This is a genomic window from Parageobacillus sp. VR-IP, from assembly GCF_013357975.1.
Classification (GTDB): Bacteria; Bacillota; Bacilli; order Bacillales; family Anoxybacillaceae; genus Saccharococcus; species Saccharococcus caldoxylosilyticus.
The window spans coordinates 282895-308699 of record NZ_JABVYQ010000001.1; the positions used below are offsets into that span (position 1 = coordinate 282895).

Genomic DNA, 25805 nt, shown 5'->3' on the forward strand with positions numbered 1-25805 from the left:
GAGGAAAATAGTTTGGAAAGAAAATATGTAATTGGGGTTGATTATGGAACGGAATCAGGAAGGGTGTTACTTGTTGACGTGGCAACTGGCGAAGAAATCGCCACTCATGTCACTCCGTACGAACACGGGGTCCTAGATGAAGCATTGCCGAACGGAAGACGCCTTGAAACTGATTGGGCATTACAACATCCAAGAGACTATTTAGATGTTCTTTACCAATCCGTTCCTGAAGTCATCCGTATGGCTAGGATCAATCCAAAAGATGTCATTGGAATAGGAATTGATTTCACCTCTTCCACTATCTTACCTTTAGATCAGAACGGAAATCCATTATGCTTCCATCCAAAATGGGAAAACAATCCTCATAGTTGGGTGAAATTATGGAAACATCATGCAGCGCAAGAGGAAGCAGATTACATTACACGCATAGCAGAAGAAAGAGGAGAGGCATTTTTAAGTCGTTATGGAGGCAAAGTTTCTTCTGAATGGATGTTTCCCAAAATCCTCCAAATCTTAAGGGAAGCGCCAGAAATTTTTGAGGAGACAGACCTCTTCATGGAAGCCTGTGATTGGGTGACGTATCGATTAACTAATAATCTAATTCGCAGTAGTAATACGTGCGGGTACAAAGCGTTTTGGAATAAAGAGAAAGGGTATCCAGAGGCCTCTTTTTTTAAAGCGCTAGATGATCGCCTTGAGAATATTTTAGAAACCAAAATGCGTGGATCTGTTCGTTCGATCGGTGAAAAAGCAGGAGAACTAACGGAAGAAATGGCACGACGTTTAGGACTTTTACCTGGAATTGCCGTAGCGGTCGGGATTATTGACGCTCATGCCGGCGTTCCAGCTGTTGGGGCCGTTCGTCCAGGACAATTGGTCATGGCGATGGGAACTTCTACTTGTCATATGTTGATTTCAGATAAAGAAGAAGCGATTGAAGGGATATGTGGAGTAGTAGAAGACGGCATTATTCCAGGTTACTACTGTTACGAGACTGGTCAAGTAGCGGTAGGAGACTCCTTTGCCTGGTATGTAGAACAGGCAGTACCAAGCTATGTGATCCAACAAGCAGAAGAAGCAGGAATAAGTGTGCACCAGTTTTTAGAGGAAAAAGCCTCTACTTATAAGCCGGGACAATCCGGGCTCATCGCCCTCGACTGGTGGAATGGAAATCGTTCTGTCTTAGTAGATGCCAATTTGTCTGGTTTACTGGTAGGTCTTTCACTAGCGACGAAACCAGAAGAAATTTATCGAGCCCTACTAGAATCAACCGCGTTTGGAACGAGAAAAATTATCGAAAGCTTTACAGAAGCAGGGGTAGCGGTCAATGAAATTTTCGCATGCGGCGGTCTTCCGCAACGAAATAAATTGCTAATGCAAATATATGCAGATATTACCAATAGGGAAATTAAAATTGCAGATTCGAAACAAACGGCAGCTCTTGGTGCTGCTATGTATGCAGCGGTTGCCGCAGGGAAAGAGAATGGTGGCTACGATACGATCTTCGAAGCAGCTGAAAACATGGCAAGAGTGAAGGAAGAAACTTTCGTTCCGATCCCAGAACACGTACGCATTTATGATGAGCTTTATAAGTACTACCTAGAACTTCATGATTATTTTGGTCGTGAAAAGTATCCAATCATGCACAGCTTGAAAAGGATGAGAAGCCTAAGTGCGGAGGTAGTGTTACAAACGTAAAGAGAAATAGAAACATACGAGGAACTCAATTGTTGAAAATGAGAGGAGCAAAAAAAGAAACCATCATAAATTTCTATAATGGTATCTATAGCAAACTATTTATTGGATGGTGTCATTCGAAACTACTTCCACAGTGATAGCATTGGCAGCAATCCAGAGCATCTTTTGAAAGAAGAAGACTTTTTAATCAGATAAGACTAATGTTGAGTAAAAAGGGGGCGATTTTGCACATAACCCTGTCAAGTAGACAATGAAAAAAAGAGTTTATTGCGGTCTTTTCTTGATATTCAATCAGGGAAAGGCCGTTAAATTTTTCTTGAAAACGACTGTATGTTTGGAGAATTTTGAACGGCTGTTATTGGGGTAGTGATTACATAAAATGACTCCTGACAAAAACTTTTCGGTAGGAGGCTCTTGTATTTATTTTTTCCTTCCTATTACAAACGGGCAGGATAGTTAAACAAAGGGGTTCTGGTACGAAGATAATTCACAAAAAACATAGAGCATGAATTTCTTGCTAACTTACGGATTATGAGGCGATATGGATGTTTTCGGCAAGTAAAAAATGCATGAAATGGCAATTAAAAATGCCACTTGCCAAATTCCTTCATTGGTTGAGTGAGATTGAATCTTTATAGCGATGACTATCGCCTTTAAAAATGATTAAATGGGAGTGATGTATCAATCGATCAATCACTGCTTCTGTTAATATTGGATCACCAAATACATTATTCCATTGCCTAAATTGTAAATTTGTCGTTACGTTACGATGATACTTTTAGCTTCATAACACATGGAAATGATTTGAAATAACAATTCTGCTCCTTGTTTATGCAATGGGATGTAGCCCAATTCGTCTATAACCAAGAGGTCTAATTTCTCGATTTGTTTGAAAAATTTGCCTAGTGATCCCTTGTCATTTGTTTCTAATAACGCATTCACTAGCGCAGCTGCAGTGTAAAACTTCAACTTCTTTCCCTTTTTCTTAATGGTATTCATGGAAATGAGAGTGGAAAGGAACGTCTTTCCCGTTCCGACTCCACCATAAAAAATAAGGTTTTCTTGGTTTTCGATAAAATCGCCTTGAAGGATATATTCCCTTGTCATGCCTGGGGCTAACTGAATATCCTTCCAATCAAAAGGCTTATCCGGAATTTTTGGTAATATTGCTTGTTTCAGTAATAAATTGATTCTTCTTTCCTCTCGGTGTTGCACTTCGTGCTCAAACAGCTTCAGTAAATATTCCTCATGTGTTTCTGCTTGAATCGTTTGATAATTCGCTGGGATCCAACTTAGTTTTAGTTTTTTGGCATACTCTTTAATTTGCGTTTCCACTTATCTTTCACCTTCAGTGGATTCGAAAAATCGATCATAATGACTAAGTCCTCTAGAGGCTTCAGGCATAGTGGGAACGCTTATTTTTGGCTGGATGGGTTCCCTTATCCCTCTTCCATTGATTAACTGATAGAATACTTGCTTAATGGAATCTACACTCGGATGCCCATATTGCGAAGCGAGCCGTAAGGCTTGCGTGGAAATTCAAAATCGTGCTCTTTTAGTAAAACGGTCAGTAATTGTAACGTTTTTTGTTTTTCCTGAATGGTACAATGTGAAAAATAATCTTGCCATTCTGAAGGAATTTTCTCGTAAAAATCCGTATACTTTAATGCATTTGGCCTTTTAGCCATCAGGATAAGGTAAGGTAGTCATTTCATCGATTTTTGCTTTGTTCCATACAAACGCTCATGTTTCACGATGAGTTCATAGTCCTCTGTCAAAATCTCAATCTCTTGATATGAGATTTTTGCCAAAACCATTTGTTTGGCAAAACGGGGAGAAGTGGAATAAAGTTTATTCTCTACCCGGATGTAGCCATATTTATCCGCCCTAACTTGTTCATACCGAACACATTCGTATTCTTTTGCCGGCAACTGTAGAAAGCATTCCTTCTCTTCCTCAAACAATTCGGCAATCGTTTTTCCTTTTTGATAATGGGGCCTCTGCCAGTCTCTTTCACACTTTTCCCATAAGGAGTCATTCAAGGCTCCAAATCATATATCGTTAATTCTGGAAGAAGAGAGTTATTCCGAATGTAATTCTCTTTTGCTTCCACGTGCCCTTTTTCATTTCCACTTGCTGGATTACAAAATTCACATTCAAACCCGCGTAATGTAAAACAAACCGTTGAAATTCCTCTGTCAGTTCTCTTTCTCCATTAGGCAGGATCTTTTTCACCGCAGGTGATAAATTGTCGAAACGGATCACCTTCGGTACTCTGCCCATGTAATGAAACATTCGTTTTAATCCTTCCAAAAAGCATTCTCTGTTTTGAGAAGGCATGACTTGAAAATAAAAGCCATTGCTGTACGGAAACGAAAGAGCTAAAAAAGGAAGAATGACACGTTCCCCTTTGTAGACGAAAGGGGCTTCTCCAAAATTTACTTGTGCTGTCGTCGGCTTGGTTTCTAAAGGAAGAGCTGCTGATTCACTCTGTTCCTGTAACTCTTTTTTCCGTTTAGCTACATAAAGTCGAACGGAACGATCTGGCCCTTTGAAATCAAATTGTTCTTTTAACATTTCATACATTATTTTTGCAGTTTTCTAAACTTTTTCTTTTTCGTTAAGTCCTCTTGAATCCACTTATCTAAGATATAAGATAGGTTTCACTGGATCCATTACTCTAGCTTTCCGGTTTTGTTTTCTTTTCGTTGGGCTAAAGTCCTCCATCTCTGCATACTTCTTAATCGCTCTAGGATCATGATTCGTTCTTTTGGCAATATCTGAAGTATGAACGTCCTTTTTGATTCGCCCCATATCTGATATAATCTATTTCAGCCACTGCTAACATCTCCCTAATTACCTCCCGTTGAACAAGTTGCCCAACTAGGAGGGTATGGTATTTAGGGAATGTTGGCAAGTGGTTTTTTTATTTATGTATGGCCGCTGGGGCCTACATAAATTAATTGCCATACACTACATTAATAATTGCCACAAACAGGTGGGGGATTTTTTAGTTTTATAGAAAAACTGCCTAAACACGGCAGGATCATAACGACGTTTTTCTTTTGTTTTTAATTTTCTCAATATGTGCTTTAAACTCATTTATATATTCTTCATTGTTCTTGTTAACATAATTTTTTAACATATTTCTAAGGTATTGAAGATCATTTACTGTATCAATAAAAAACTATCCTTATTTGTAAGGACGGGCTCATTCAAATAACAGCCCGTCTATCAGTTTAGTAAAACAAATGAACGACTCGATGTTCTTAATGAATTGCAAAGACGAAACTTTTATTCAATTTTGTAATGAAATTTACTCGTTTACACCCAATTATTTAAATTGTAAAAGTCCGTATCCATATACATTATCTTTTCCTTTAACACCGAGATCCAAAGATTTATCCTGTAATAATCTAATTAGTTCATCTTGATTTTTGTATAATTTGTATTCTGGATTGTCAGTCATATATAAAGCAATTAAACCAGTTATAAAAGCAGCTGAATAAGATGTTCCCTCAAATAGTGAATAACCATTTTTATTGTTTGTAGATAATATCCCTCTACCAGGAGCAACAAAATCGATTTTTCCTCTAGGAGAAAACCTAACTCTTTGATGTTCCTTATTAATAGAGCCAACTGAAATAACATTTTCATATCTAGCCGGATAATCAACCTCTCTAATATAGTTATTCCCACTTGATGCCACAATAATAATTCCTGAATTCCTTGCCTCGTCAATAATTGATTTCAATTTTGGATTATTAGATTTAAACCCAAAACTAATGTTCATAATATCAACTTTTTGATCAATACACCAGTTAATACCTCTAATAATATTATCTATAGTACCCTCTCCATCATCGTTCAGAACCTTCACTGAATATATTTTTACGTTTGGAGCAACTCCTTTGATACCAATAGAATTATCCTTAGCAGCAATGATTCCTGCCACAGCTGTTCCATGATTTAACTTATCTATTACTGGTTCCTGAGGATTTATTGCATTGAATTCTTTAACAACTTGTCCTTTTAAATCTGGATGATTTTTGTTGATACCACTATCTAGAATTGCAACCTTAATTATATCTTTTGTATTACTATTTATTTTGTTAATTACTGTGTCTTTAACTCCCCACGTAATAGTTTGCTTATAATTTAAATCACCATCTTCTCTTTGCTTTATTTTTAAATTACCAACTTCTTTTTTTAGCGGATTATCATGGCTTTTGAAGTTATTTAATAAAAAGAAGAAAATTAATAAAATGATTGTTAATAACAGAGCTCTTGGAAAATTTTTCTTTAGTATGGTCTTAACCCCCTTTATTAATTATTAAGTATTATTGAATATCAAAAAAAGGAGATGACCCAAATTATTCTTAACATCTGAGTCATCTTTAATTTAACTTTAATTTTATTTTTATTTACACTAGCCATAAAATAATTTCCGCTAAAGCATCAGCAGTTTTACCAGGAACCCCTGCTTTCTTTAACGCTGAAATTAATGCTGATTTTGTTCCCGACTCTAATCTTTCAGTTGCATAGGCTATTTTTCTAGCATATTGATCAATTAATTTTGCTTTAGAAGGAGATAGAGGTTTAAGAGCATATTTTAGAGTTTTTCCACCAACTCTACAAATCCAACCAAATGCTTTAATAGCTTTTAGTGTTCCGCCTACGACTCCCGAAGCATGAGCTACATCGTCTTGAGCTATTTCTTCACCGATATAGCTTTGAAATTCCTCTGTAGTCGCAGCATACCGAATAAAGTCTCTAGTATCTTCTACAGTACTAGGGGCTCCTTCAATTTCTATATATTCTAGTAGAGATTCAGGTGTTTCGTTTGTTACCTGATTATTAACTACTGCTGTATTATCATTTTCAGCTGCAAAAGCGGATGAGAGAGGTGTGAAAGTAGTACATAAAACAGAAAATGAAGCTGCAAAAATTACTGTTTTCATTAAAGTTTTCTTTTTCATATTGAAACCTCCTCAAATTTATGGTATTTTATTCCATGTATTATATTACCACATAAAATTCTATTATCCAATATATAAATTTACAAAAAAGGTGAATTTTGGATATGAAAAAAAAAAGAAATAAATATTCTGTTTCAGATCACATCTTTGCAATAACCGTTGTGTCCTTCATGTGCTTAGCTATTATCTCATTGCCTTTCCTACTTTTTTATTCAGTCATGCATCTTATTTCGTTGACAACCGATGTCCGTATTAATTCGTTCGGAACCTTTTCGTCTATCAAAATTATACTGAAATTTTTCCTAACTGCTTTAGTCATAACAGGGGTGGTAGATACGATTTTTTCTATAATCTTGAACCGCTCGAAAGGAATTCTAGGTTTTCTTTCTGAAGCGCTTCTGATGCTTGCCTTTTTCTATTTTTATGTTTTGATTTATTCTCTTGTGTCTAATGAAATTGTAATGACAGATAAAGGTCGTCTTTATGTTTCCTTATTTTTGTTCCTTATGTATTTATCTATCCATGTAGTATATATTGGTTCAAAACGGCTTTATGAATTAATAGTAAAAAAGTAACATATTAACAGTATTTTATCTCCCTACAAATAGACAATAAAAGAAACACATTTGATACACTGTTCCGGAACCCGATCTGAGAGGGATTTGATTTTCATTGTGTTGATTTAACAACAAGAAGAGGGAAAAACATGAAGATTGTAATAACTAATATAATAAGTTCAAGTTGTTCACTCATTAACTGATGGTGTTGCAAAACTAGAGTAAAAACTTGAAGTTATGCATAAGGATACAGCATAACACATGCAGTAAATATCGATGAAATCCATATCATCGGGGGTTGTTCCACCCCATCGCTCTTTAACTCGTTAAATACCCGTTCAATCCCGCCGCGAAGCCCAAACAGCCATTGGCCAAATCTCGTTTTCAACAAGACAGGAAGAACCCGGCCATAGGCATCTTTCCGTTCCTCGCTATTGCGGCGGTTGATGGGGGAAAGGAATAGGATTCCTGCTTGTTCGACTGTTTGTCGAACCTTTTCGCTGTCATACGCGGCATCCCCTGTTAAAGCTGATGATAAAATGGTTCTCCCGCAATTTTGGTGAATGCCTCTCGTGGTCATTATAGTAATAAACTATTACCATGGGAGGTTTTATTTTGGAACTGCAAACATTCTATAAGGATTGGAAGCTGCTGTTTTATTCTGTTGATCGTTCGTGCGTAAAGTTGTATATCCAATCTCAACAAAAATCTAATCTTTGTCCATCATGTAACATGCCTTCTTCCTATGTTCACAGTCGATACTGGCGTGTGATTCAGGATATAACTATTTTATCGTTACAAGTCTTTCTGCATGTGCGTGCAAGGAAATTCTTTTGTGATCATTCTGCATGTTCACAACGCATTTTTACGGAGCGACCTTCCGATTGGTGGCCTCCTTATGCTAGACGTACCAATCGCTTGACCACCTTTCTCAAACATCTTGCCTTTTCCCTAAGTGCAGAAACTGCAAGTAAAGTTTCGAAACAGTATGGGATTCCTGCAAGTGCAGATAGTTTTCTGTATTTGATTCGTAAGGAAGAAATACCTCCCATCACACAACCTATTATCATTGGAATTGACGACTGGGCGATGAAAAAAGGGCAACGATACGGAAGTATCGTTTGTGACTTACAAACCCAAAAGCCGATTGTGTTATTGGAAAATCGAACAGTACAAGAGGTGTCTAACTGGCTGCGAAAATATCCTTCTATTCAAGTTGTCACTCGTGACGGTTCCACAGAATACGCAAAAGGAATTCGTGAAGGATGTCCTCACGCAGTACAAATTACAGACCGTTGGCATCTCTTTCACAATTTAACGCAAAAGGTGGAGCAGTTTTTAAAAAAAGCTTTCCTCGCCATATTTCTATTGGTGTTGCAGAGTTAGATGGTCACAGACCTTCTAGACAAAAGTACCATCCTCTCACCGCTAGTGAGAAGAGAAAATGGGAGCTGATTCAGCAAGTACACCTACGGTATAAGGAAGGTCAACGTAAAGCAGACATCATAAGGGAGTTTTGCATAGATAGAAAAACATTAGCCAAATACTTACAGATGAAAAAGCCCCCAAAACATACATGGCGCGGCAGGCATAGTGCCGATCCCTACCGTTCGGAAATCCTAGAGCTTCTGCAAGCAAAGGCAACGGTCCAGCATATCTTTTCTGTGATACAAAAGCAGGGATATGATAAGTCATTCTCTACATTAAAGGACTTATTGCAAGGCTAAGAAAAAGGGAAATGAATGAAAAAAACACAAACAAGATTCGTATTTCTAGATATAAACTGCAAGCATACTTGTGGTCCCAACTTCTCCCTACACAGGAGGAACAAATCGTCTTTGACAAGTTATTTGAACAACATGAAGCTTTGCATCGGCTAAAATCCGTTATTCAAGCCTTCCAGAAGCTGATGAACGAACAAAAGAATGAACAAGCACTTCAGGAATGGCTCCTACAGCGCAAGACAGTAAGATACATGAAATACAACAAATTATCACATACATACGATCTGATATAGAATCGGTCAAACACGCATTATCCTACTCTTGGAACAACGGCATTGTAGAGGGACAAGTAAACCGGCTAAAGGTCATCAAACGGCAAATGTATGGGCGAGCCAAGTTCGATTTACTGAGCAAAAAAGTCCTTTACCAATTCGTTTAATACTTTTCTACAAAAATATTAGTGAACCACATAAATCTATCCTCGACTTCTTCATCAAAATTGCGGGAGAACCAATTTTATCTCCGTTGATTACACCAATACGATGATTTAAGATTTACTGAATGAAAGAGTTCCATCTATTCAATGTACGTTATTTCAGATTATCATTTAAAACGCTATCTTCTAACACAGCAAATTTATCACCGTATACCTTGGTAATATGTTTTTCTCCCCATGCACATAAAGAGTCTAAAATATCTTTTAAACTCCACCCATATTCACTAAGTTCATATTCCACTTTTGGAGGAACTTGGTTATAAACAATACGATTAATGATTCCATCCTCTTCTAACTCACGTAATTGTTGAGTTAACATTTTTTGTGCAATGCCGGGCATAAGACGTTTTAGCTCACTTGTACGTTTTTTACCGTGTGTTAGATGGCAAAGGATCACGCATTTCCATTTTCCACCTATCACTTCTAGTGTTGCTTCAACGGGAATATTGTACTTCTTTTTCTGCATATTTCTTCCTCCTAATCAATAGGTACTAAAAAGTATCTATAGCACTTTTAAGTATCTATATTACTTAAAAGTACGTACTTTCCTAAGTGAATTATATATATCATAATAACATTTGCCGGCCGGTTTTAACCATCCTCTTTTATTTATATAGTTTGTTTGCAGAGATTGAAACAATGATTAGGAGGCGAAAAAATGACTTTAGATAAAAAACGAAGTACATTGGCATTGCTGGCATTAGCAGTGAGTGCATTTGCCATTGGGACAACAGAATTTATTAGTGTAGGACTATTACCACTTATATCTCAAGATTTACAAGTTTCTGTTTCAACGGCGGGGTTAACAGTTTCCTTATATGCTTTAGGGGTAACCTTTGGAGCACCTATCCTGACGTCTGTGACGTCTAATATGTCACGTAAATCTTTATTACTTTGGATTATGATTATTTTTATTATTGGTAATAGCATTGCTGTTAGTGCTACTAGTATAGGTGTTTTGCTAGTTGCTCGTGTGCTTTCAGCCTTTTCACATGGGGTGTTTATGTCAATTGGATCCACTATCGCAGCAAGTTTAGTACCAGAAAATCGCAGAGCTAGTGCTATTTCCATTATGTTCACAGGTCTCACCGTAGCAACTATTACGGGTGTACCTTTTGGCACATTCATTGGGCAGCAGTTCGGCTGGAGGCTTGCTTTTATATTTATTGTTGTTGTCGGCATTATTGCTTTCATCGCTAACAGTATTCTTGTTCCATCGAATTTACGAAAAGGTGCTCGTACTACATTTGGCGATCAGTTCAAACTTTTGACAAATGGTCGTTTATTACTTTTATTTATTATTACGGCTTTAGGATATGGAGGTACATTCGTTGTCTTTACGTATTTATCTCCACTTCTTCAAGATATCACTGGATTTAATGAGAAGACAGTTGCTGTTATTCTACTTATCTATGGAGTTGCCATTGCGATTGGTAACGTGATGGGTGGAAAGTTGTCTAATCAAAATCCGATTGGTGCATTATTTTATATGTTTATTGTGCAAGCCATTGTGCTCTGTATCTTAACATTCACGGTTCCATTTAAAGTAGCTGCATTAATTACGATCATCTTAATGGGATTGTTAGCTTTTATGAACGTGCCGGGACTGCAAGTATATGTAGTAATGCTAGCTGAGCGTTTTGTACCGAGTGCAGTAGATGTGGCTTCTGCGATTAATATTGCAGCATTTAACGCTGGAATCGCAATTGGATCCTACCTGGGTGGTGTAATCACCGATTCGATTGGGCTTATTCATACACCGTGGATAGGAGCATTAATGGTTCTAGGAGCTGTTATCTTAACAGATTGGAGTCGAGCCCTAGAGCGAAAAGATCAAAAAAAGTGTAGCGTAGAATTTAGATAAAGAAGGAAAGAAATTCGAAAAACCCGATCTTTCAACATACGTTTACAGAATGCAATGGCTATCAACTATGCTTGCTTTCTTTGTCGGTAAAATTTAATCGATAAACCAAAATTATGAAATGTTGTTTGAAGGGAGGTGACAGATACTTACGTAGACAGCAATACAGTTCGAATCCAATTTCAATTCATAACAATTAGGAGGTCAATTTATGGTCGCAAAAAATTTACAAGATACAACTACTCTGCATAACGGTGTAAAAATGCCCTGGTTTGGTATCGGGGTGTTTAAAGTAGAAGAAGGTCCCGAGTTAGTTAATGCTGTGAAAACAGCCATTAAATATGGTTATCGCAGTGTTGATACAGCAGCTATTTATGGAAATGAAGTGGGAGTCGGACAAGGTATTCGTGAAGGAATGAAAGAAGCTGGTATTTCTAGGGAAGATCTATTTGTGACATCGAAAGTTTGGAATACCGATTTAGGATACGAATCTACAATCGCAGCCTATGAAACGAGCTTAAATAAACTTGGTTTAGAGTATCTAGATTTATACCTTATTCACTGGCCTGTAAAAGGTAAGTATAAAGATGCATGGAGAGCATTAGAGACTCTTTATAAAGAAGGACGAGTAAAAGCTATTGGAGTAAGTAATTTTCAAATCCATCATCTTGAAGACTTGATGAAAGAAGCAGAAATTAAACCAATGGTGAACCAAGTGGAATACCATCCACGTTTAACCCAAAAAGAACTTCAGTCGTTTTGTCAGAAACATGGAATTCAGCTAGAAGCTTGGTCTCCATTAATGCAGGGTCAATTACTAGATAATGAGGTTCTACAAGAGATCGCAAATAAGTATAACAAATCTGTTGCTCAAGTCGTTTTACGTTGGGACTTACAAAACGGCGTTGTAACCATTCCAAAAACTACAAAAGAACATCGCATTGTTGAAAACGCATCGGTATTTGATTTTGAGTTAACGGAAGAAGATATGGAGCGGATTGATGGCCTGAATCAGAATCATCGAGTCGGTCCAGACCCAGATAATTTTGACTTTTAATAGAAAGCAGACGGGTATGGATATATTCCAACATCTATATCTTTTTTATAAAAAAGAAAGATGAGGCTTGGTATTATCCCCTACAGGTAGAAAGTAAAAAAGAGAACATTTGATATGATGTTCTTAGGAGTCTATCTGGGAAGGGAATTTTTATGGCTAAAAAAGGGCAGTTAATAATCAGCTAACTCAGGAACCTATTTCGATTCTCTTTCGATCTGATATTTCTCATGTCGAATTAATCCAATAAGATATTCAAGAATTTCCTTACGGTTAGTAGAATCCATCTTATTAAGCCCTCCAGTATTTTTAATGTGCTTAGAAAGCCTGTCACATCAACCTTTAGAGGATTTTTTGTTAGTGTCATTCTGGTGCCAAATTTGGTGCCCAAAATGGTGCCATTCGATAAATTCGGTATAACCTAGTGAATGTTGAAATTAGGGAAACCTTGATATATCAACATTTTTCGAATGTAAAAAGGTCTTATCTTTCTTAAGTAAAATTCATAAAATCTCCTGTTTCATCTTGACAGGGTGGAGGTCGCTGGTTCGAGCCCAGTCGGAATCATCATAAAGAAACCCGAACTCAAATGTGGAGTTCGGGTTTTGTGTTTTTTTACGGTATGTTTTTGCGGTGAACGTTGCGTTAAAATATTGAATTTGGCTGGCACTGTTCGCCATTTCGGTATGCTCCATCAGAAACAGAAAGAAGGTGTCCCGATTTGGGACACCTTCTGTTTTATATTAGTTCGGCAATCTTAAGTCATTTTCTTTAATTTTTCCAGCCTTTTTAAGGATATAATAGATTGCATATGAGATTGCACCTGGCACAAGTACGTAAGTGACGAGCATTGCTGGAACAATAAATCCAGCATCATATGTTGTTAACAGTTGTAACGGAGCTACAAAAGAGCTTAATCCCATACCTGCAATCTCTTTTCCTGCTTCAATTTTGAAGACTAACGCGGAGATTGGCCCAACAATCGCACTGGCAACTACTGTTGGCAGTAAGATGTATGGGTTTTTTGTAATGTTAGGTAATTGTACTTTAGGAGTACATACACCTTGGGCCAAAATCCCGCCAAGTTGATTTTCTTTCCAAGATATGATAGAGAATCCGATGAAGTGCGCCACACAGCCTGCTAAAGCTGCTCCTCCTGCAATGCCGTTTAAATCTAAGGCCATCGCTAATGCCACGGATGATGCCGGTGAGATTAAGAACAATCCCCAAACGACAGCTAAAACGATAGACGAAAGCAGTGGGTTACCTGCAGTTGATGATTTAATCATCTCGCCTGCCATTGTTAAAACAGGAGCGATTACATGTGATAACCATACCCCGGCCAATCCAGCTATTAACATGGTTCCTAATGGAACAATCATCATATCGAGAGCTGTTTTTCCGCTTATTCGTTTGCCTACATAAGTTGCAATCGTAGCCGTCAGCAGTGCTCCAATTGGTTCTCCTGATTTAATGAGAACACCTGCATCTGTAATGCTTAATGCACCTGCCCCGACTGCTGCTGCAATCATTGCCGAGAAGATGACAAGGGCGTTTGCACCCAGCATTAAGGCAATTCCCGCACCGATTGCTGGTGCCATCAGACTAATCGAAATCGTACCAATTTGTTCAAGTGCATCAATTCCAAAGTTTGTTCCTATGTTTTTAATAAGTAAACCAATACCGAGCGTAACAAAAATTCCTTGTGCAATTCCTGTTGAAGCTTTAAAAATTCTTGGCATCACATACACTTTCATAAGAAACTCCTTCTTTCCAGAAGTTTTTCACAAAGCAACTTACACAATGGATAAAGCCTCTTGTTTATAGCCGATGCTTTCCATGTATTTTCGCAATATAGCATTGGATTGTCTGAACTTTGCTTTCTCTTCTTCCGTTAAGCGAAGCTCGACAATTTCTTTAATTCCTTCGCGAGTAATAACGGCAGGAACGCCTGTGCAAATATTTCTTTCACCGTACTCCCCATCCAACACGCAAGATAGGGCGATGATTTTATGGTCGTCATTGAAAATCGATTTTGTAATAAAAGCTAATGCATTTCCGATACCGTAGTAAGTGGTCCCTTTTCTTTTTAAAATCTCAAAACCTACTTTTCTAACTTTCTTGACAATTTGATCTAAATCGATTTCACCAAGTTCTTCTTTTCGTTCCTCTAAAATTTCTAGAAGTGGCTTGCCACCTACGTAAGTGTGAGACCAGACCGCAAATTGCGAATCACCGTGTTCACCCATCATGTAGCCGTTAATACTTCTTGGATCGACATCTAAAATTTCGGATAAAAAGGTTTTTAATCTCGAAGAATCTAACGAAGTGCCTGTTCCAATCACTTTATTTCTTGGTAAGCCGGATAGTTTCCAAACATGATATGTGATAATATCAACTGGGTTGGAAGCTATTAAGAAAATGCCATTAAAACCGCTCTCCATAATTTGTGGAATGATATCTTCCATAATTTTAGCGCCAATTCCAAGTGTATCTAGGCGAGTTTGTCCCGGCTTTGGCGGTGGGCCGGCAGTAATAATAGCCACATCGACATCTTCTAAGTCGTTGTATGATGCAGGACGAACTTTTGTTCTTGAAGTTGTAAAATCAATGCAATGTGATAAATCTAAGGCTTCGCCTATAGCGCGTTCCTTGTTGATATCGACCATTAATAATTCTTCACAGATTCCTTGATTAATGATTGAGTAAGCTGCGCTTGAACCTACTAGACCTGTACCGATGATCGCCACTTTTCTTGTTGTTTTTCCCATCTCGGTCACTCCTTAGAAAATTTCTGTTTTTGTGAAATATTTCACATAATGCTCCAAAAATATTTTTGTTTGATAATTATTTGTGAATAATCTCACATTATCATTTTAAAGTTATTAAAACTAAATTTCAATGATATATAGCGCTTACAATTTGAATAAAATTTGAATAAAAAAAGCATATTTTTAATATTAATATGATTATATTATAAAAATTTTATCATGCCGAAAATTAGTTTATATAAAATGGCCTCTTGCTTCTTTATCTCGATTTGTATTCTCTTTTTCATCATTGGTAGGATGTTTTAAAATACAAGAGCTAAAAGCACATGGAATATTGGAACCCAATAAAATTCAGTTAAGATGAAGAAGATAAAATTTAATGGTTGAAGTGGGTGCTGTGAACAAAACGATTGATGTAGATTGGGGCGGACAAAATGGATTTTGGATGAATCTTTAAAGAAAGCCCTAAACTTCAATACTGCCATTGTATATCTGATTGATGGGAAACAGCAATTCCTCTGCCAATCAGCTTTTCTTTTATGGCGAGCTGATGGATGTATGCATTATGTCTTGCAATAAATATGTAATGACATCGTTTTTATGTTTCTTTTCATCATTAGTCTGTATAAGGACTGGCTATATAAATAGAATGGTTATGGAAAAGTGGTTATTCTACCATGCGAAAAAAATTTTACTACAATAGGCAAGAGTGCTTACTGACTGGGGAACGTTATTAGATTTTGTTCGTTACCAAAACGAGGTGTTTATTGTAAAATAAATATGGTGTTCCGTCATGAAAAAGCAGACGATGGATTGTCATGTGACGTTTTCGGATAAAATGGATGATTTTTCGCGAAGCGGGGGGAGTGTAATGGAACAACATCATTTTCATTTAAAAGCGGAATGGGCTGGTGGAAGAAATGGCAACGGCTTTATTGACGCTGGTCAGTTGAAGACGAAAGTATCCGTTCCATCAGAAATGGATGGTCCGGGAATTGGAACAAACCCAGATGAAATGTTGTTAGGTGCAGCAGCAACATGTTATTTAATCACGCTTGCGGCGATGTTAGAACGTTCTTCCATTCCGGTCGATGAACTCACAATGGAATCGGAAGGAATTGTGGAGGTAGAGCGGGGTGTGGTCACGTACAAAACGATCATTCATCGTCCTGCGATTACATTGTCTGCTGGAGCGACGGACAAAGATGTCCAAAAAGCGGCGCTTCTTACGGAAAAAGCAGAAAAAAGCTGCATGATATCAAGAGCGATAAAAGGAAATGTCGAGGTGAAATTAGAAGCGGATATACGTATTTCACCAAATGAATGAACAGAAAAGTAAAGAGGGAAAAGCGATGTATGCAAATGATGTGATTTATCAAGAATTAGTGCAAATTTGCGGGAAAGAAAATGTCCTGCGCGATGAACCAATGAAATATCATACGTTAGTGAAAATCGGCGGCAAGGCGGATTTTCTTGTCTGGCCGACGACGTATGAACAAGTCGTTGACGTTATTCGACTAAAAGAAAAATTTCAGATTCCTTTTACGTTGCTTGGCAACGGATCGAACGTGATCGTCCGCGACGGTGGCATTCGCGGTATTGTTATGCAGTTAAAACATCTTGCGGAAATAAAGGTGGAAGGAGAAAAAATTATCGCGCAAAGCGGTGCCGACATTAAAACCGTTTCCCGATTCGCCTTGGAACATAGCTTGACAGGACTCGAATTTGCCTGCGGTATCCCTGGCTCTGTCGGCGGCGCGATTATGATGAACGCGGGAGCCTACGGCGGGGAAGTAAAAGACGTGCTGGACCATGTGAAGGTTGTCACGCAAAAAGGCGAGCTAAAGACGATGTATAAAGATGATTTGCAATTAGGCTACCGCACGAGCATTATCAGCAAGACGCACGACGTTGTGCTTGAAGTCGTGTTTCAGCTCGAAAAAGGCGATCCGCAAAAAATTAAAGCAAAAATGGACGACTTAACGTTCCAGCGTGAATCAAAGCAGCCGCTCGAGTACCCATCGGTCGGCAGCGTATTTAAACGGCCTCCTGGATACTTCGCGGGCAAACTCATTCAAGACAGCGGCCTGCAGGGAAAAGGAGTCGGCGGGGCGGAAGTATCGACGAAACATGCTGGTTTCATTATTAATAAAAACAACGCCACCGCTTCCGATTATATTGCAACCATTGAAATGGTGCGGAGGACGGTAAAAGAGAAATTCGGCGTTGATCTTGAATTAGAGGTGAAAATTATCGGAGAGGATATAAAACAGCAACAACAATAACAGAAATTCAGTCCGAACTCACAAACGAGTTCGGATTTTTTGTTGCGGAAAAGAAATGAAAAAGAGAATAATAGACAGAAAAAAGCAAAGCCCCCAAGTGGGGCTTCGTTTCAAAGCTGCTTCTAGTTTTTATACCCAGCCGCGCGCTTTCATCGCCTCTGTGATTCGTTTTAACGAAATGATGTAAGCGGCTGTGCGCAGATCGGTTTCATACTCTTCCGCTGCTTCATAAACGGCGTGGAAGCTTTGCACCATGATGTCCGTTAATTTTTTGTTCACCTCTTCTTCGCTCCAGTAATAGTTCATTAAATTTTGCACCCATTCAAAGTAGGATACGGTTACGCCGCCTGCGTTCGCAAGAATATCAGGGATGACGATAATTCCTTTCTCTGTGAGGATGCGGTTTGCATCCGGAGAGATTGGGCCATTTGCCGCTTCTGCGATGATTTTCGCCTGAACTTGGTCAGCGTTTTCCGATGTGATCGCGTTTTCCAAAGCGGCAGGAATTAAAATGTCTACTTTCAGTTCCAATAAAGCGGAAGGATCGATTTGATATTCCGCACCGTAGTCGAGCAAAGTGTGATGATCTTTCAAATGTTCTACTTTCGCTATATCCAATCCGTTCGGGTCATAAATAGCGCCTTTGGAATCGCTGACAGCGACGATTTTGCATCCCAGTTCTGCAAGCAGTTTGGCGGCGGTTCTTCCCGCGTTTCCGAATCCTTGAATCGCGACGGTTGCATCTTTTAACGGACGTCCAAGCTTTTTCATCGCTTCTTGAATCGTAATGACACAACCGTGCGCGGTTGCTTCATTTCTTCCTTTCGATCCCCCGATGATGAGCGGTTTTCCCGTAATGACGCCTGGGGAGAAAGATTGATTGATGCGGCTATATGTATCCATCATCCAACCCATGATTTGTGAATTTGTATAAACGTCAGGCGCAGGAATATCTTTATCCGGGCCGATGATTTGCGAAATGGCTTCGATAAATCCGCGGCTGACTCGTTCTAATTCTCCACGGCTTAATGTTTGCGGGTTACAGACGACTCCGCCTTTTCCGCCGCCGTAAGGAAGTCCGACGACAGCGCATTTAAACGACATCCACATTGATAATGCCTTCACTTCATCGAGTGTAACATCAGGATGAAAGCGGATTCCCCCTTTAGTAGGGCCTAAAGCATCGTTATGCTGAGCGCGATATCCTTCGAATACTCGGATGGAACCATCGTCCATTTTGACAGGGAATGATACGGAGAGAACTCGCATCGGTCTTTTTAAAATTTCAATGATGTGCGGTTCTAAACCTAGTTTCGCTGCAGCTGTTTCAATTTGTTTTTTGACGATTTCATACGGATTTAAGTTTTCTTTTGTTACAATCATAGGCATTTCCTCCTTCTGATGACGAATGATGCAGCATGATCATAGACGGTAGCTTATTGGTTTGCAGATTATTACCATACTACCATATATTTTTATATTTATTCAATTAAAATTTTAAATTATCAAATAACTATGTGTTTATTGTATCATTTTACATTATTATGAGAATATTGCAAAACTAGATTTAAAAGCTCGAAGTGATAGATAAGGATGACACGCATGCAGTAAATTTGCTGGATATTACTTCATAAAAATTAAAGAAATAATGTACAATAGCGTTAATTTAATGTATATGCACATAAACATACAGCATCCTTGAGAAAAATTGATAACGGAGTTTTTATGGGGGAGAAAGGATGAAACTTTATTTTATTGTCAACCCAGCGGCGAAAAATGGGCGGTGCAAAAAGGTATGGAAAAGATTAGAGAAAGTTCTTCGCAAAAAACATATTTCATATGAAGTATTTTTTACAGAGAAGCAAGGTGATGGGAAACGAATTACCAGGCAAATCATTGAGAGTACGAGCGAAACTGCCGCCATTATTGCCATCGGCGGCGACGGCACGGTCCATGAAGTCGCAAACGGTGTCTTTCCATTTAAGCACGGTATTGTTGGCTATATACCAGCAGGCACGGGAAATGACTTTTCGCGCGGCATCCGCATTCCGAATCATCCTCGAAAAGCGTTGGAGCACATTCTCTTATTACTGAAAAGCCATTGTTTTTCTGCCTATGATATTGGCCAATTTGCAGGTCCGCATGTACAAGAAGGGGTGTTTGTGAACAATTTAGGCTGCGGCTTTGATGCGCAAATTTCGCGAAAAGTAAATCGCTCCAAACTAAAGTCGTTGTTCAATCGCCTTTCTCTTGGCAAATTTGTCTATGTGTTCTATTTAATGAAAGAATTAATTTTCTACCAGCCGGCCAAAGTAGTTTTGCAGATTGATGGGGAGAAGCATTTATTTGAGCGGACTTGGCTTGTCACGATATCGAACCATTCCTATTATGGTGGAGGAATGAAAATAGCGCCGTCCGCAAAATCAGATGATGGCCTGTTCCATATCATTGTCGTTGATCAAATATCGCGGTTAAAAATATTGCTGTTATTTGTGACGGTTTTTTGGGGAGGGCATATAAAAATGAAGGAAGTGAAAGTGTTTGCCGGGAAACACATTCACATACATACTAGCTCTCTTCTTCCTTTGCATGCCGATGGGGAAAATATCGGCTCTGGGAGCGTTACTGTTTGTGTGCAAGAGAATGCGCTGTCTGTGATCGCGCAAAGGCAAACTAGTTAAGTGTAAAATTATAGAAGGAATGATATAGATAGGAAGCGAAATAGAGTAGAAAGATAAGGTGAAAAACGAACGTCTAAGCAAGGGATGCTGCTCGATGTAGTATGCTATATCATTTTTCTGTTAGTTGTCTTGTGGCGCACGGTCACATTGATGACTATTATGCGACGCTTATCTCCACCGTTTTCGGCATGGCATACAAGATATACTGCTTTCTTTCTATATTTTGAAGTTCATCAATGAATAGAAAGGTGGAAGCATGAGATGAAAGTAGAATTAAGCAAATTTCGCGTAAAGGAAGGAAAATCGAAGCGGGTGGATGAATGGATGGAATTATTAAACACACATATGAACGAGGTGCTGTTGACGCTCAAAGATTAAAAAATGCATGTCGAAGCAATCTTCCGCGAGCGAAATGAGGAAGGAGAGTTTCTTTACTGGTTCTCTGTTCAGGGAGAAGGCGGGATTTCCCTAGAAGAGTCCGAACACGAAATTGATAAAAAACATTTGGCGTTCTGGTATGAGTGTATTGATGAGGAATATAACGAACCTGTGATCACGACAGAAGTAGTGATGATTCCAGAGCATATTCTTAAGGAGATGGAGTAAGCAAGTTTGAGAAGTTAATCATGAATCTAATTTTTTATTTTATTTTCTTAATATTTAAAATAAAATGTTATTGTCAAGGGACAACAAAGAATGGGGGAATAACGGTGGATAAGGGAGTATCACGTCGTGTGCTAGTGGCGAGTCTTGTCGGGAGTTCGATCGAATGGTTTGATTATTTCTTGTATGGAACGGTCGCTGCGCTTGTATTTAATCAGTTGTTTTTCCCGAGCGAAGATCCGACCGTAGGGCTGCTTTTATCCTATGCATCATTCGCTCTTTCCTTCTTTATTCGCCCGTTAGGCGGCGTTGTGTTCAGCCATATTGGCGATAAGATTGGACGGAAGAAGACATTGATTTTCACATTAAGCTTAATGGGACTCGCAACCGCGGGGATGGGGCTTCTTCCGACGTACGAAACAATAGGTGTATGGGCGCCGATTTTATTAATTTTACTTCGCCTTGTGCAAGGAATCGGCCTTGGCGGTGAATGGGGCGGCGCGTTGTTGCTCGCGGTTGAGTATGCTCCGAAAGAAAGACGCGGATTTTTCGGCAGCATTCCACAAATGGGTGTGACGATTGGACTGTTGCTTGGAACTTTTGTCATGTCATTAATGACGATGATGCCTAATGATGCCTTTATGTCATGGGGCTGGCGGATTCCGTTTTTGCTAAGCACACTGCTTGTCTTTTTTGGATTATGGATTCGCAAAGGGATTGATGAGACACCGTCATTTAAGAAAGTTCAAGAAAAAGGAGAAATTGCGAAAGTTCCGTTATTGGAGACGTTGAAGACACAGTGGAAAGAAGTGTTAATCGCGGTAGGAGGAAAAGTTGTTGAAACAGCTCCATTCTATATTTTTGGAACGTTTATCGTTTCTTATGCGACAACGTATCTAGGATTTTCGAAAACCGCTGCATTAAATGCGGTAACGATTGCGACTGTGATCACGACGATTTTAATTCCGGTCATGGGCAGCTGGTCCGATAAAATTGGACGCAAACCTCTTTATATCGGCGGAACGATTTTAATGATATTGTATGCGTTTCCGTACTTTTGGTTACTGCAGCAAGGCTCAGTAACGCTGATGATTATCGCGACGATAATTGGACTTGGAATTATTTGGGCGCCGATTACTGCTGTGTTAGGAACGATGTTTTCTGAAATATTTAAATCAAACGTGCGCTATACAGGGATTACACTTGGATATCAAATCGGCGCCGCGGTTGCAGGCGGAACGGCTCCGCTTATTGCGACAGCGCTGTTAGCGGAATATGACAATTCTTATGTTCCAGTCGCTCTTTATATCATCATTACCTCGATTATTTCTTTAATCGCTGTTTGGGTTGTGTGCGATCGTAAAAATGAGGTTTTAGATCAAGATGTAACAAACGAAAGCGGAATCGCATAAGCGGTTTCGTTTTTTATCAAGGGGGCAAAGCATGATGATTATTTTATCGGAAAAAGAAATTCAATCACTATATACGATGGAAGATGCAATTCTTGATGTTGAGGCTATTTTAAGCGAGGAACGAAACGGGAATATTCAGATTCCAGAGCGTACCGTGTTGAATTTTTTAGAGCACGACGCCTCGGTGCTTTATATGCCGAGCGCTGCAACAAAGATGGCAGCGGTGAAAGTTGTAAGCATTTTCCCGCATAATCCGGAGCGCCAGAGACCGACGACGCAAGGGGTGATTGTGGTGACAGACACGGAAACGGGTGAGCATTTGGCAATGATGAACGCTACGTATTTAACACGACTTCGTACAGGAGCAGCCAGTGCCATTGCCACGAAATATCTAGCCAGACGCGAAGCTTCCCGGCTCGCGGTCATTGGAACGGGAGCGATGGCGCGGGAACAAGTAGCGGCGATGCTCGCAGTGCGACCGATTACAGAAATGTTTCTTTATAACCGAACGAAAGAAAAAGCGGAGCAATTTGCGGCATATATTCAGGAAGCGCATCCCGAGTGGCAAGGGACGATCCATGTGATGGATAATGCAGATGAGGCGGTGCGTCAAGCGCATATCGTTATTTGCAGCACACGTTCGACAACTCCAGTTTTTTCGGTAACGGCATTGCAGCCGGGGACGCATATTAATGCCATTGGCTCCTATCTTCCACATATGCAGGAATTGGACGTAGAAACGATTATTCGAGCGGACCGCATTGTCGTGGATACAAAGGAGGGAGTCAAGCACGAAGCAGGCGAACTTATTCAGGCGGAAAACACTGGAAGATGGTCGTTTGAACAAATCGACGCTGAAGTTGGTGAATTGGTAACAGGCGAAAAAAGCGGCCGGCAACATGAAAAAGAGATCACTCTATTCAAATGTGTCGGTGTCGCTTCATTCGATCTTGCCGTCGCCATGGGAGTGTATAAAAAAGCGGTGGAGAACGGAAAAGGGATGACCATTTCGTTATAAAAGGCAGGAGAGGTCTTTATCAAGCCCTAAATATAAAAACTTAAAGCACATATTAGTCATGTTATGTGCCTATAGTTTATAAACCTTTTCGTAAACAACACCATCAATATATAATGTATGCATGAAAAAAGAGGATATATGCTCTTATTTGAGCATCGTATCCTCTAATCATTAAATTACTTCCCGCTTTTTTCCTTTTTATCTTGTTTGTCTTGAAAAGGTTTGGCAGCATGATTCACTGCTTTTTCTTCTTTTGTTTTCGTTACCCTGGTTTGCAATTTTACAGATGGTTGTTTTTTAACGTGATGGTGCGGCTGTTCTGTTACATGTTCAGTGGATGGTGCATGTTTTGTCAGTTTGGCGTCATGATTCACTGCTTTTTCTTCTTTTGTTTTTGTTACCCCGATTTGCAATTTTGCGGATGGTTGTTTTTCAACGTGATGGCGCGGCTGTTCTGTTATATGTTTAGCGAATGATGCATGTTTTGCTGGTTTAGCGTTTGTCGTTGGCTGTTTTTGTGTGTTTGCTTGCGTTGCGGCGTTTGCTTTGTTTGTCGTGCTTGCTTGTGCCGAATGAGGTTTTACCGCCGCAGGTTTTGCTGACATTTGATTTGTATTTGTTGTATCTGCTGTCGGTTGTTCAGCCGTATCGGTGGATTTGTCTGGCGTTGCTGTATCATTGGTTGGTTGCTCATTCGTGTTGGTTGTTTTGTTGTTTTCTGTTGTTTCATCAGTTGGTTGTTGGTCAGCGTCTGTCGTTTCTTTAGAAGATTGTTGTTTTTCCTCCCATTTTGTTAAACGTTTTTCCATTTTCGCTTCTAGCTTTTCTTTTGCCTTTTCAATATTGCGGGCTAACACTTCTTTTGCACGGGGATTTTTGACTTTTTCTAACGCTGCCTGTAAGGCAAGAATATTTTTCGAGAATTTTTCTTCCAGCTGCTTGCGCAACGCATCTATGTTGGTTGTTGTTTCTTTGTCTTTTTGTTCTGTATCTTTTCGGTCTTCTTTTTTGCTTTTCTCATATGCTTTTAATGCTTCTTCTTGCTGCTGCAATGCTTTTTCTAGCACTTCTCTCGCCGATTGTGTTTCGCCTTTTTCTAGAAGTGCTTTTGCTTCATTGATGCGGTTTTCGGTAAACTCCGCAAGCAGCTTCGCTTTTTCAACATCATTGAAAGTGAGGGCCAACTCCATTTTTTCCATCATCGTTTTGACGAAGTAGAAAAAGTCGCTAGGTAAAAGTGATGGAGCTTCCGTGTTGGCATTGACTTGCTTCGCGGTGCTTGTCTGCATGGTGCCCGTGCTGGCGAATGTAGGAGAGCCGCTGAAGGAAAAAGCAACGATAGCAGCCAGCGCACCGCTAGATAGGACGCGATAAATCGATTTTCGTTTGTTCATATGTCCCCCTCCTGAAACATGTCCATTTTTGGTTTCGCTATATATGCTTCGTAAAGAAATCCGCTGTTTCTGTCTAAAAAAGGAGCAAAGAAAAAAGAATCATTCCAGAGACATAGAAAGATGGAAAAGAAAGGAGAGGAACCATGTCATCGGTTCGATGATGAACCGGGAAGGAGGATGGCCAAAGTCTGCGTTTGTTGCAATAGACGTTTTCACACGCGATCCGTGTAGAAGAATAAGAACGAAAAACAGATGGTGGAGGGAGCATAGCTAATTATTTAGAATAGTCAAGGAAAAAACTGTGCAAATTGGCAGTGAGATATCTTTTTTGTTACAATATTATAATAACGAACAGAGTGTAATAGGCGATGGAGTTCTCCTAAACTTCCTTTCGGGCTGATGGCTCCTACCAATGAATCATTAATTGGTAGGAGTTTGTTTTTGATAAATTGGGAACAAGGAGTGGGTTTAGTGGTTTATGTCGTTGTCGGCCTCGCCGGGATTGTCGGCGCATTGCTGCGATATTATCTAGGTTTGTTCGTCAGCGGGTGGTGGAGCGGATTGTTTCCTATGGCGACATGGCTGGCCAATATGATTGGCTGTTTTGTGTTAGGCTGGCTGACTGTGTATTTGCCTCGGCTAAACAATCTGCCTTCTTATGTAGCAACAGCGCTCGGAACAGGATTAGTAGGTTCGTTTACGACGTTTTCTACGTTCAGCGTCGAGACTGTTCAGTTGCTGCGCACATCCCATTGGGAAATGGCGTTGTTTTATGTTGTCCTCAGCCTATGCGGAGGGTTGGCAATGTCATGGCTGGGATTTCGGTTTGGACAAGGCAGCTTGCGTACCCAGAAAGAAACGGCGGAGTAAGGGGAGGAAGTCTTATGTTATGGAATAGCGCACTTGTCGCGATCGGCGGGTTTTTCGGCGCAATCGCGCGCTTTGGCGTCAGCAATTGGATCAAACAGAAATATCCTTCGTCTTTTCCGATCGCTACGTTATTGGTCAATTTAGTCGGATCTTTTTTGCTTGGATATATGATTGGAAAAGGATGGAATGACTCATGGAACCTTCTGTTCGGAACAGGGTTTATGGGGGCGTTTACGACTTTTTCAACCTTTAAACTTGAGAATGTTACATTGTATTTGAATAAGCAATGGAAACTGCTCATTCTCTATCTTTTGGCCAGCTATATGCTTGGCATATTGCTCGCGTTTCTTGGCATGAAAGCGGCAGGAATGTAAAAGAAGGAAAATACTATTGTGTAAGGAT

19 protein-coding genes, 4 pseudogenes and 1 riboswitch are annotated in these 25805 nt (G+C 39.5%); of the genes and pseudogenes, 13 read left to right on the forward strand and 10 right to left on the reverse strand.

Going from position 1 to position 25805, the window contains the following annotated elements:
- Window positions 1-12: 12 nt before the first annotated feature.
- A complete protein-coding gene (locus HT574_RS01580; RefSeq protein ID WP_175243230.1) occupies window positions 13-1698 on the forward strand; it encodes a ribulokinase in 1686 nt (561 codons plus the stop codon).
- Between the two features lie 607 nt (window positions 1699-2305).
- Here HT574_RS01580 and istB read toward each other — a convergent pair.
- The 5 genes and pseudogenes from istB to HT574_RS01605 form a co-directional block, all read right to left on the reverse strand.
- Window positions 2306-3033 (reverse strand): annotated as a pseudogene (istB, locus tag HT574_RS01585) (IS21-like element helper ATPase IstB).
- Window positions 3034-4546: pseudogene (gene istA, locus HT574_RS01590) on the reverse strand (IS21 family transposase).
- Between the two features lie 486 nt (window positions 4547-5032).
- Window positions 5033-6025 carry a S8 family peptidase gene (locus HT574_RS01595; protein WP_309138278.1) on the reverse strand — a complete coding sequence of 331 codons (993 nt, stop codon included), beginning with the start codon at window positions 6023-6025 and terminating at the stop codon, window positions 5033-5035.
- 97 nt (window positions 6026-6122) lie between these two features.
- Entirely contained in the window at window positions 6123-6677 is a 555-nt protein-coding gene (locus tag HT574_RS01600) for a hypothetical protein (protein WP_254698543.1), read from the reverse strand.
- A 773-nt stretch (window positions 6678-7450) separates the two neighbouring features.
- Window positions 7451-7754 (reverse strand): annotated as a pseudogene (locus HT574_RS01605) (transposase); the annotation flags it as partial.
- 95 nt (window positions 7755-7849) lie between these two features.
- Here HT574_RS01605 and HT574_RS01610 point away from each other — a divergent pair.
- Window positions 7850-8620, forward strand: coding sequence for an ISL3 family transposase (locus tag HT574_RS01610; RefSeq protein ID WP_175243231.1), 771 nt, complete (start codon window positions 7850-7852; stop codon window positions 8618-8620).
- A gap of 558 nt (window positions 8621-9178) precedes the next feature.
- On the forward strand, window positions 9179-9397 hold the full coding sequence (locus HT574_RS01615) for a transposase (RefSeq protein ID WP_175243232.1): 219 nt from the start codon (window positions 9179-9181) through the stop codon (window positions 9395-9397).
- Between the two features lie 151 nt (window positions 9398-9548).
- Here HT574_RS01615 and HT574_RS01620 read toward each other — a convergent pair whose 3' ends face one another.
- Entirely contained in the window at window positions 9549-9920 is a 372-nt protein-coding gene (locus HT574_RS01620; RefSeq protein ID WP_175243233.1) for a winged helix-turn-helix transcriptional regulator, read from the reverse strand.
- 192 nt (window positions 9921-10112) lie between these two features.
- Here HT574_RS01620 and HT574_RS01625 point away from each other — a divergent pair, with 192 nt between their 5' ends.
- Entirely contained in the window at window positions 10113-11318 is a 1206-nt protein-coding gene (locus HT574_RS01625; protein WP_175243234.1) for an MFS transporter, read from the forward strand.
- Window positions 11319-11526: 208 nt separating this feature from the next.
- Complete coding sequence (locus HT574_RS01630; protein WP_175243235.1) at window positions 11527-12372, forward strand: aldo/keto reductase; 846 nt, start codon at window positions 11527-11529, stop codon at window positions 12370-12372.
- A 740-nt stretch (window positions 12373-13112) separates the two neighbouring features.
- Here the strand turns inward: HT574_RS01630 and HT574_RS01635 are convergent.
- Together HT574_RS01635 and HT574_RS01640 are read right to left on the reverse strand one after the other, a co-directional pair.
- On the reverse strand, window positions 13113-14126 hold the full coding sequence (locus HT574_RS01635) for a PTS sugar transporter subunit IIC (protein ID WP_175243236.1): 1014 nt from the start codon (window positions 14124-14126) through the stop codon (window positions 13113-13115).
- A gap of 39 nt (window positions 14127-14165) precedes the next feature.
- Window positions 14166-15140, reverse strand: a complete 975-nt coding sequence (locus HT574_RS01640; RefSeq protein WP_175243237.1) for an L-lactate dehydrogenase — start codon at window positions 15138-15140, stop codon at window positions 14166-14168.
- 871 nt (window positions 15141-16011) lie between these two features.
- On the opposite strand from HT574_RS01640, the gene HT574_RS01645 reads away from it, so the two are divergent.
- Both HT574_RS01645 and murB read left to right on the forward strand, forming a co-directional pair.
- Complete coding sequence (locus tag HT574_RS01645) at window positions 16012-16467, forward strand: OsmC family protein (protein ID WP_026078556.1); 456 nt, start codon at window positions 16012-16014, stop codon at window positions 16465-16467.
- A 25-nt stretch (window positions 16468-16492) separates the two neighbouring features.
- Window positions 16493-17425, forward strand: coding sequence for a UDP-N-acetylmuramate dehydrogenase (murB, locus tag HT574_RS01650; protein ID WP_175243238.1), 933 nt, complete (start codon window positions 16493-16495; stop codon window positions 17423-17425).
- 129 nt (window positions 17426-17554) lie between these two features.
- On the opposite strand, the gene HT574_RS01655 is transcribed toward murB, so the two are convergent.
- Window positions 17555-18814, reverse strand: coding sequence for a Glu/Leu/Phe/Val family dehydrogenase (locus tag HT574_RS01655; protein ID WP_175243239.1), 1260 nt, complete (start codon window positions 18812-18814; stop codon window positions 17555-17557).
- A 350-nt stretch (window positions 18815-19164) separates the two neighbouring features.
- Between HT574_RS01655 and HT574_RS01660 the strand changes: the two genes are divergently transcribed.
- The 4 genes and pseudogenes from HT574_RS01660 to HT574_RS01675 all read left to right on the forward strand — a co-directional run bounded on the left by HT574_RS01660 (window position 19165) and on the right by HT574_RS01675 (window position 23139).
- A complete protein-coding gene (locus HT574_RS01660) occupies window positions 19165-20106 on the forward strand; it encodes a diacylglycerol/lipid kinase family protein (protein WP_175243240.1) in 942 nt (313 codons plus the stop codon).
- 261 nt (window positions 20107-20367) lie between these two features.
- A pseudogene (locus HT574_RS01665) lies at window positions 20368-20712 on the forward strand (DUF6176 family protein).
- 104 nt (window positions 20713-20816) lie between these two features.
- Window positions 20817-22121: an MFS transporter gene (locus tag HT574_RS01670; protein WP_175243241.1), complete on the forward strand. Its 1305-nt coding sequence runs from the start codon at window positions 20817-20819 to the stop codon at window positions 22119-22121.
- A gap of 34 nt (window positions 22122-22155) precedes the next feature.
- Window positions 22156-23139: an ornithine cyclodeaminase family protein gene (locus HT574_RS01675; RefSeq protein WP_175243758.1), complete on the forward strand. Its 984-nt coding sequence runs from the start codon at window positions 22156-22158 to the stop codon at window positions 23137-23139.
- 176 nt (window positions 23140-23315) lie between these two features.
- Here the strand turns inward: HT574_RS01675 and HT574_RS01680 are convergent, their stop codons facing one another.
- Window positions 23316-24533: a DUF5667 domain-containing protein gene (locus HT574_RS01680; RefSeq protein WP_175243242.1), complete on the reverse strand. Its 1218-nt coding sequence runs from the start codon at window positions 24531-24533 to the stop codon at window positions 23316-23318.
- Window positions 24534-24888: 355 nt separating this feature from the next.
- Window positions 24889-24949, forward strand: a riboswitch (Fluoride riboswitch).
- Between the two features lie 55 nt (window positions 24950-25004).
- On the opposite strand from HT574_RS01680, the gene crcB (HT574_RS01685) reads away from it, so the two are divergent.
- Window positions 25005-25403 carry a fluoride efflux transporter CrcB gene (gene crcB / locus HT574_RS01685; RefSeq protein WP_175243759.1) on the forward strand — a complete coding sequence of 133 codons (399 nt, stop codon included), beginning with the start codon at window positions 25005-25007 and terminating at the stop codon, window positions 25401-25403.
- Window positions 25404-25417: 14 nt separating this feature from the next.
- On the forward strand, window positions 25418-25777 hold the full coding sequence (crcB, locus tag HT574_RS01690) for a fluoride efflux transporter CrcB (RefSeq protein ID WP_175243243.1): 360 nt from the start codon (window positions 25418-25420) through the stop codon (window positions 25775-25777).
- Window positions 25778-25805: the final 28 nt, after the last annotated feature.

What these genes read in the sequence shown, in the direction of transcription:
- HT574_RS01680 (WP_175243242.1), bottom strand. Translation starts at nt 24,533, where the DNA reads ATGAACAAACGAAAATCGATTTATCGCGTCCTATCTAGCGGTGCGCTG.
- HT574_RS01655 (WP_175243239.1), bottom strand. Translation starts at nt 18,814, where the DNA reads ATGCCTATGATTGTAACAAAAGAAAACTTAAATCCGTATGAAATCGTC.
- HT574_RS01630 (WP_175243235.1), top strand. Translation starts at nt 11,527, where the DNA reads ATGGTCGCAAAAAATTTACAAGATACAACTACTCTGCATAACGGTGTA.
- HT574_RS01675 (WP_175243758.1), top strand. Translation starts at nt 22,156, where the DNA reads ATGATTATTTTATCGGAAAAAGAAATTCAATCACTATATACGATGGAA.
- HT574_RS01660 (WP_175243240.1), top strand. Translation starts at nt 19,165, where the DNA reads ATGAAACTTTATTTTATTGTCAACCCAGCGGCGAAAAATGGGCGGTGC.
- crcB (WP_175243243.1), top strand. Translation starts at nt 25,418, where the DNA reads ATGTTATGGAATAGCGCACTTGTCGCGATCGGCGGGTTTTTCGGCGCA.
- HT574_RS01640 (WP_175243237.1), bottom strand. Translation starts at nt 15,140, where the DNA reads ATGGGAAAAACAACAAGAAAAGTGGCGATCATCGGTACAGGTCTAGTA.
- HT574_RS01600 (WP_254698543.1), bottom strand. Translation starts at nt 6,677, where the DNA reads ATGAAAAAGAAAACTTTAATGAAAACAGTAATTTTTGCAGCTTCATTT.
- HT574_RS01625 (WP_175243234.1), top strand. Translation starts at nt 10,113, where the DNA reads ATGACTTTAGATAAAAAACGAAGTACATTGGCATTGCTGGCATTAGCA.
- murB (WP_175243238.1), top strand. Translation starts at nt 16,493, where the DNA reads ATGTATGCAAATGATGTGATTTATCAAGAATTAGTGCAAATTTGCGGG.
- HT574_RS01635 (WP_175243236.1), bottom strand. Translation starts at nt 14,126, where the DNA reads ATGAAAGTGTATGTGATGCCAAGAATTTTTAAAGCTTCAACAGGAATT.
- HT574_RS01620 (WP_175243233.1), bottom strand. Translation starts at nt 9,920, where the DNA reads ATGCAGAAAAAGAAGTACAATATTCCCGTTGAAGCAACACTAGAAGTG.
- HT574_RS01615 (WP_175243232.1), top strand. Translation starts at nt 9,179, where the DNA reads ATGGCTCCTACAGCGCAAGACAGTAAGATACATGAAATACAACAAATT.
- HT574_RS01645 (WP_026078556.1), top strand. Translation starts at nt 16,012, where the DNA reads ATGGAACAACATCATTTTCATTTAAAAGCGGAATGGGCTGGTGGAAGA.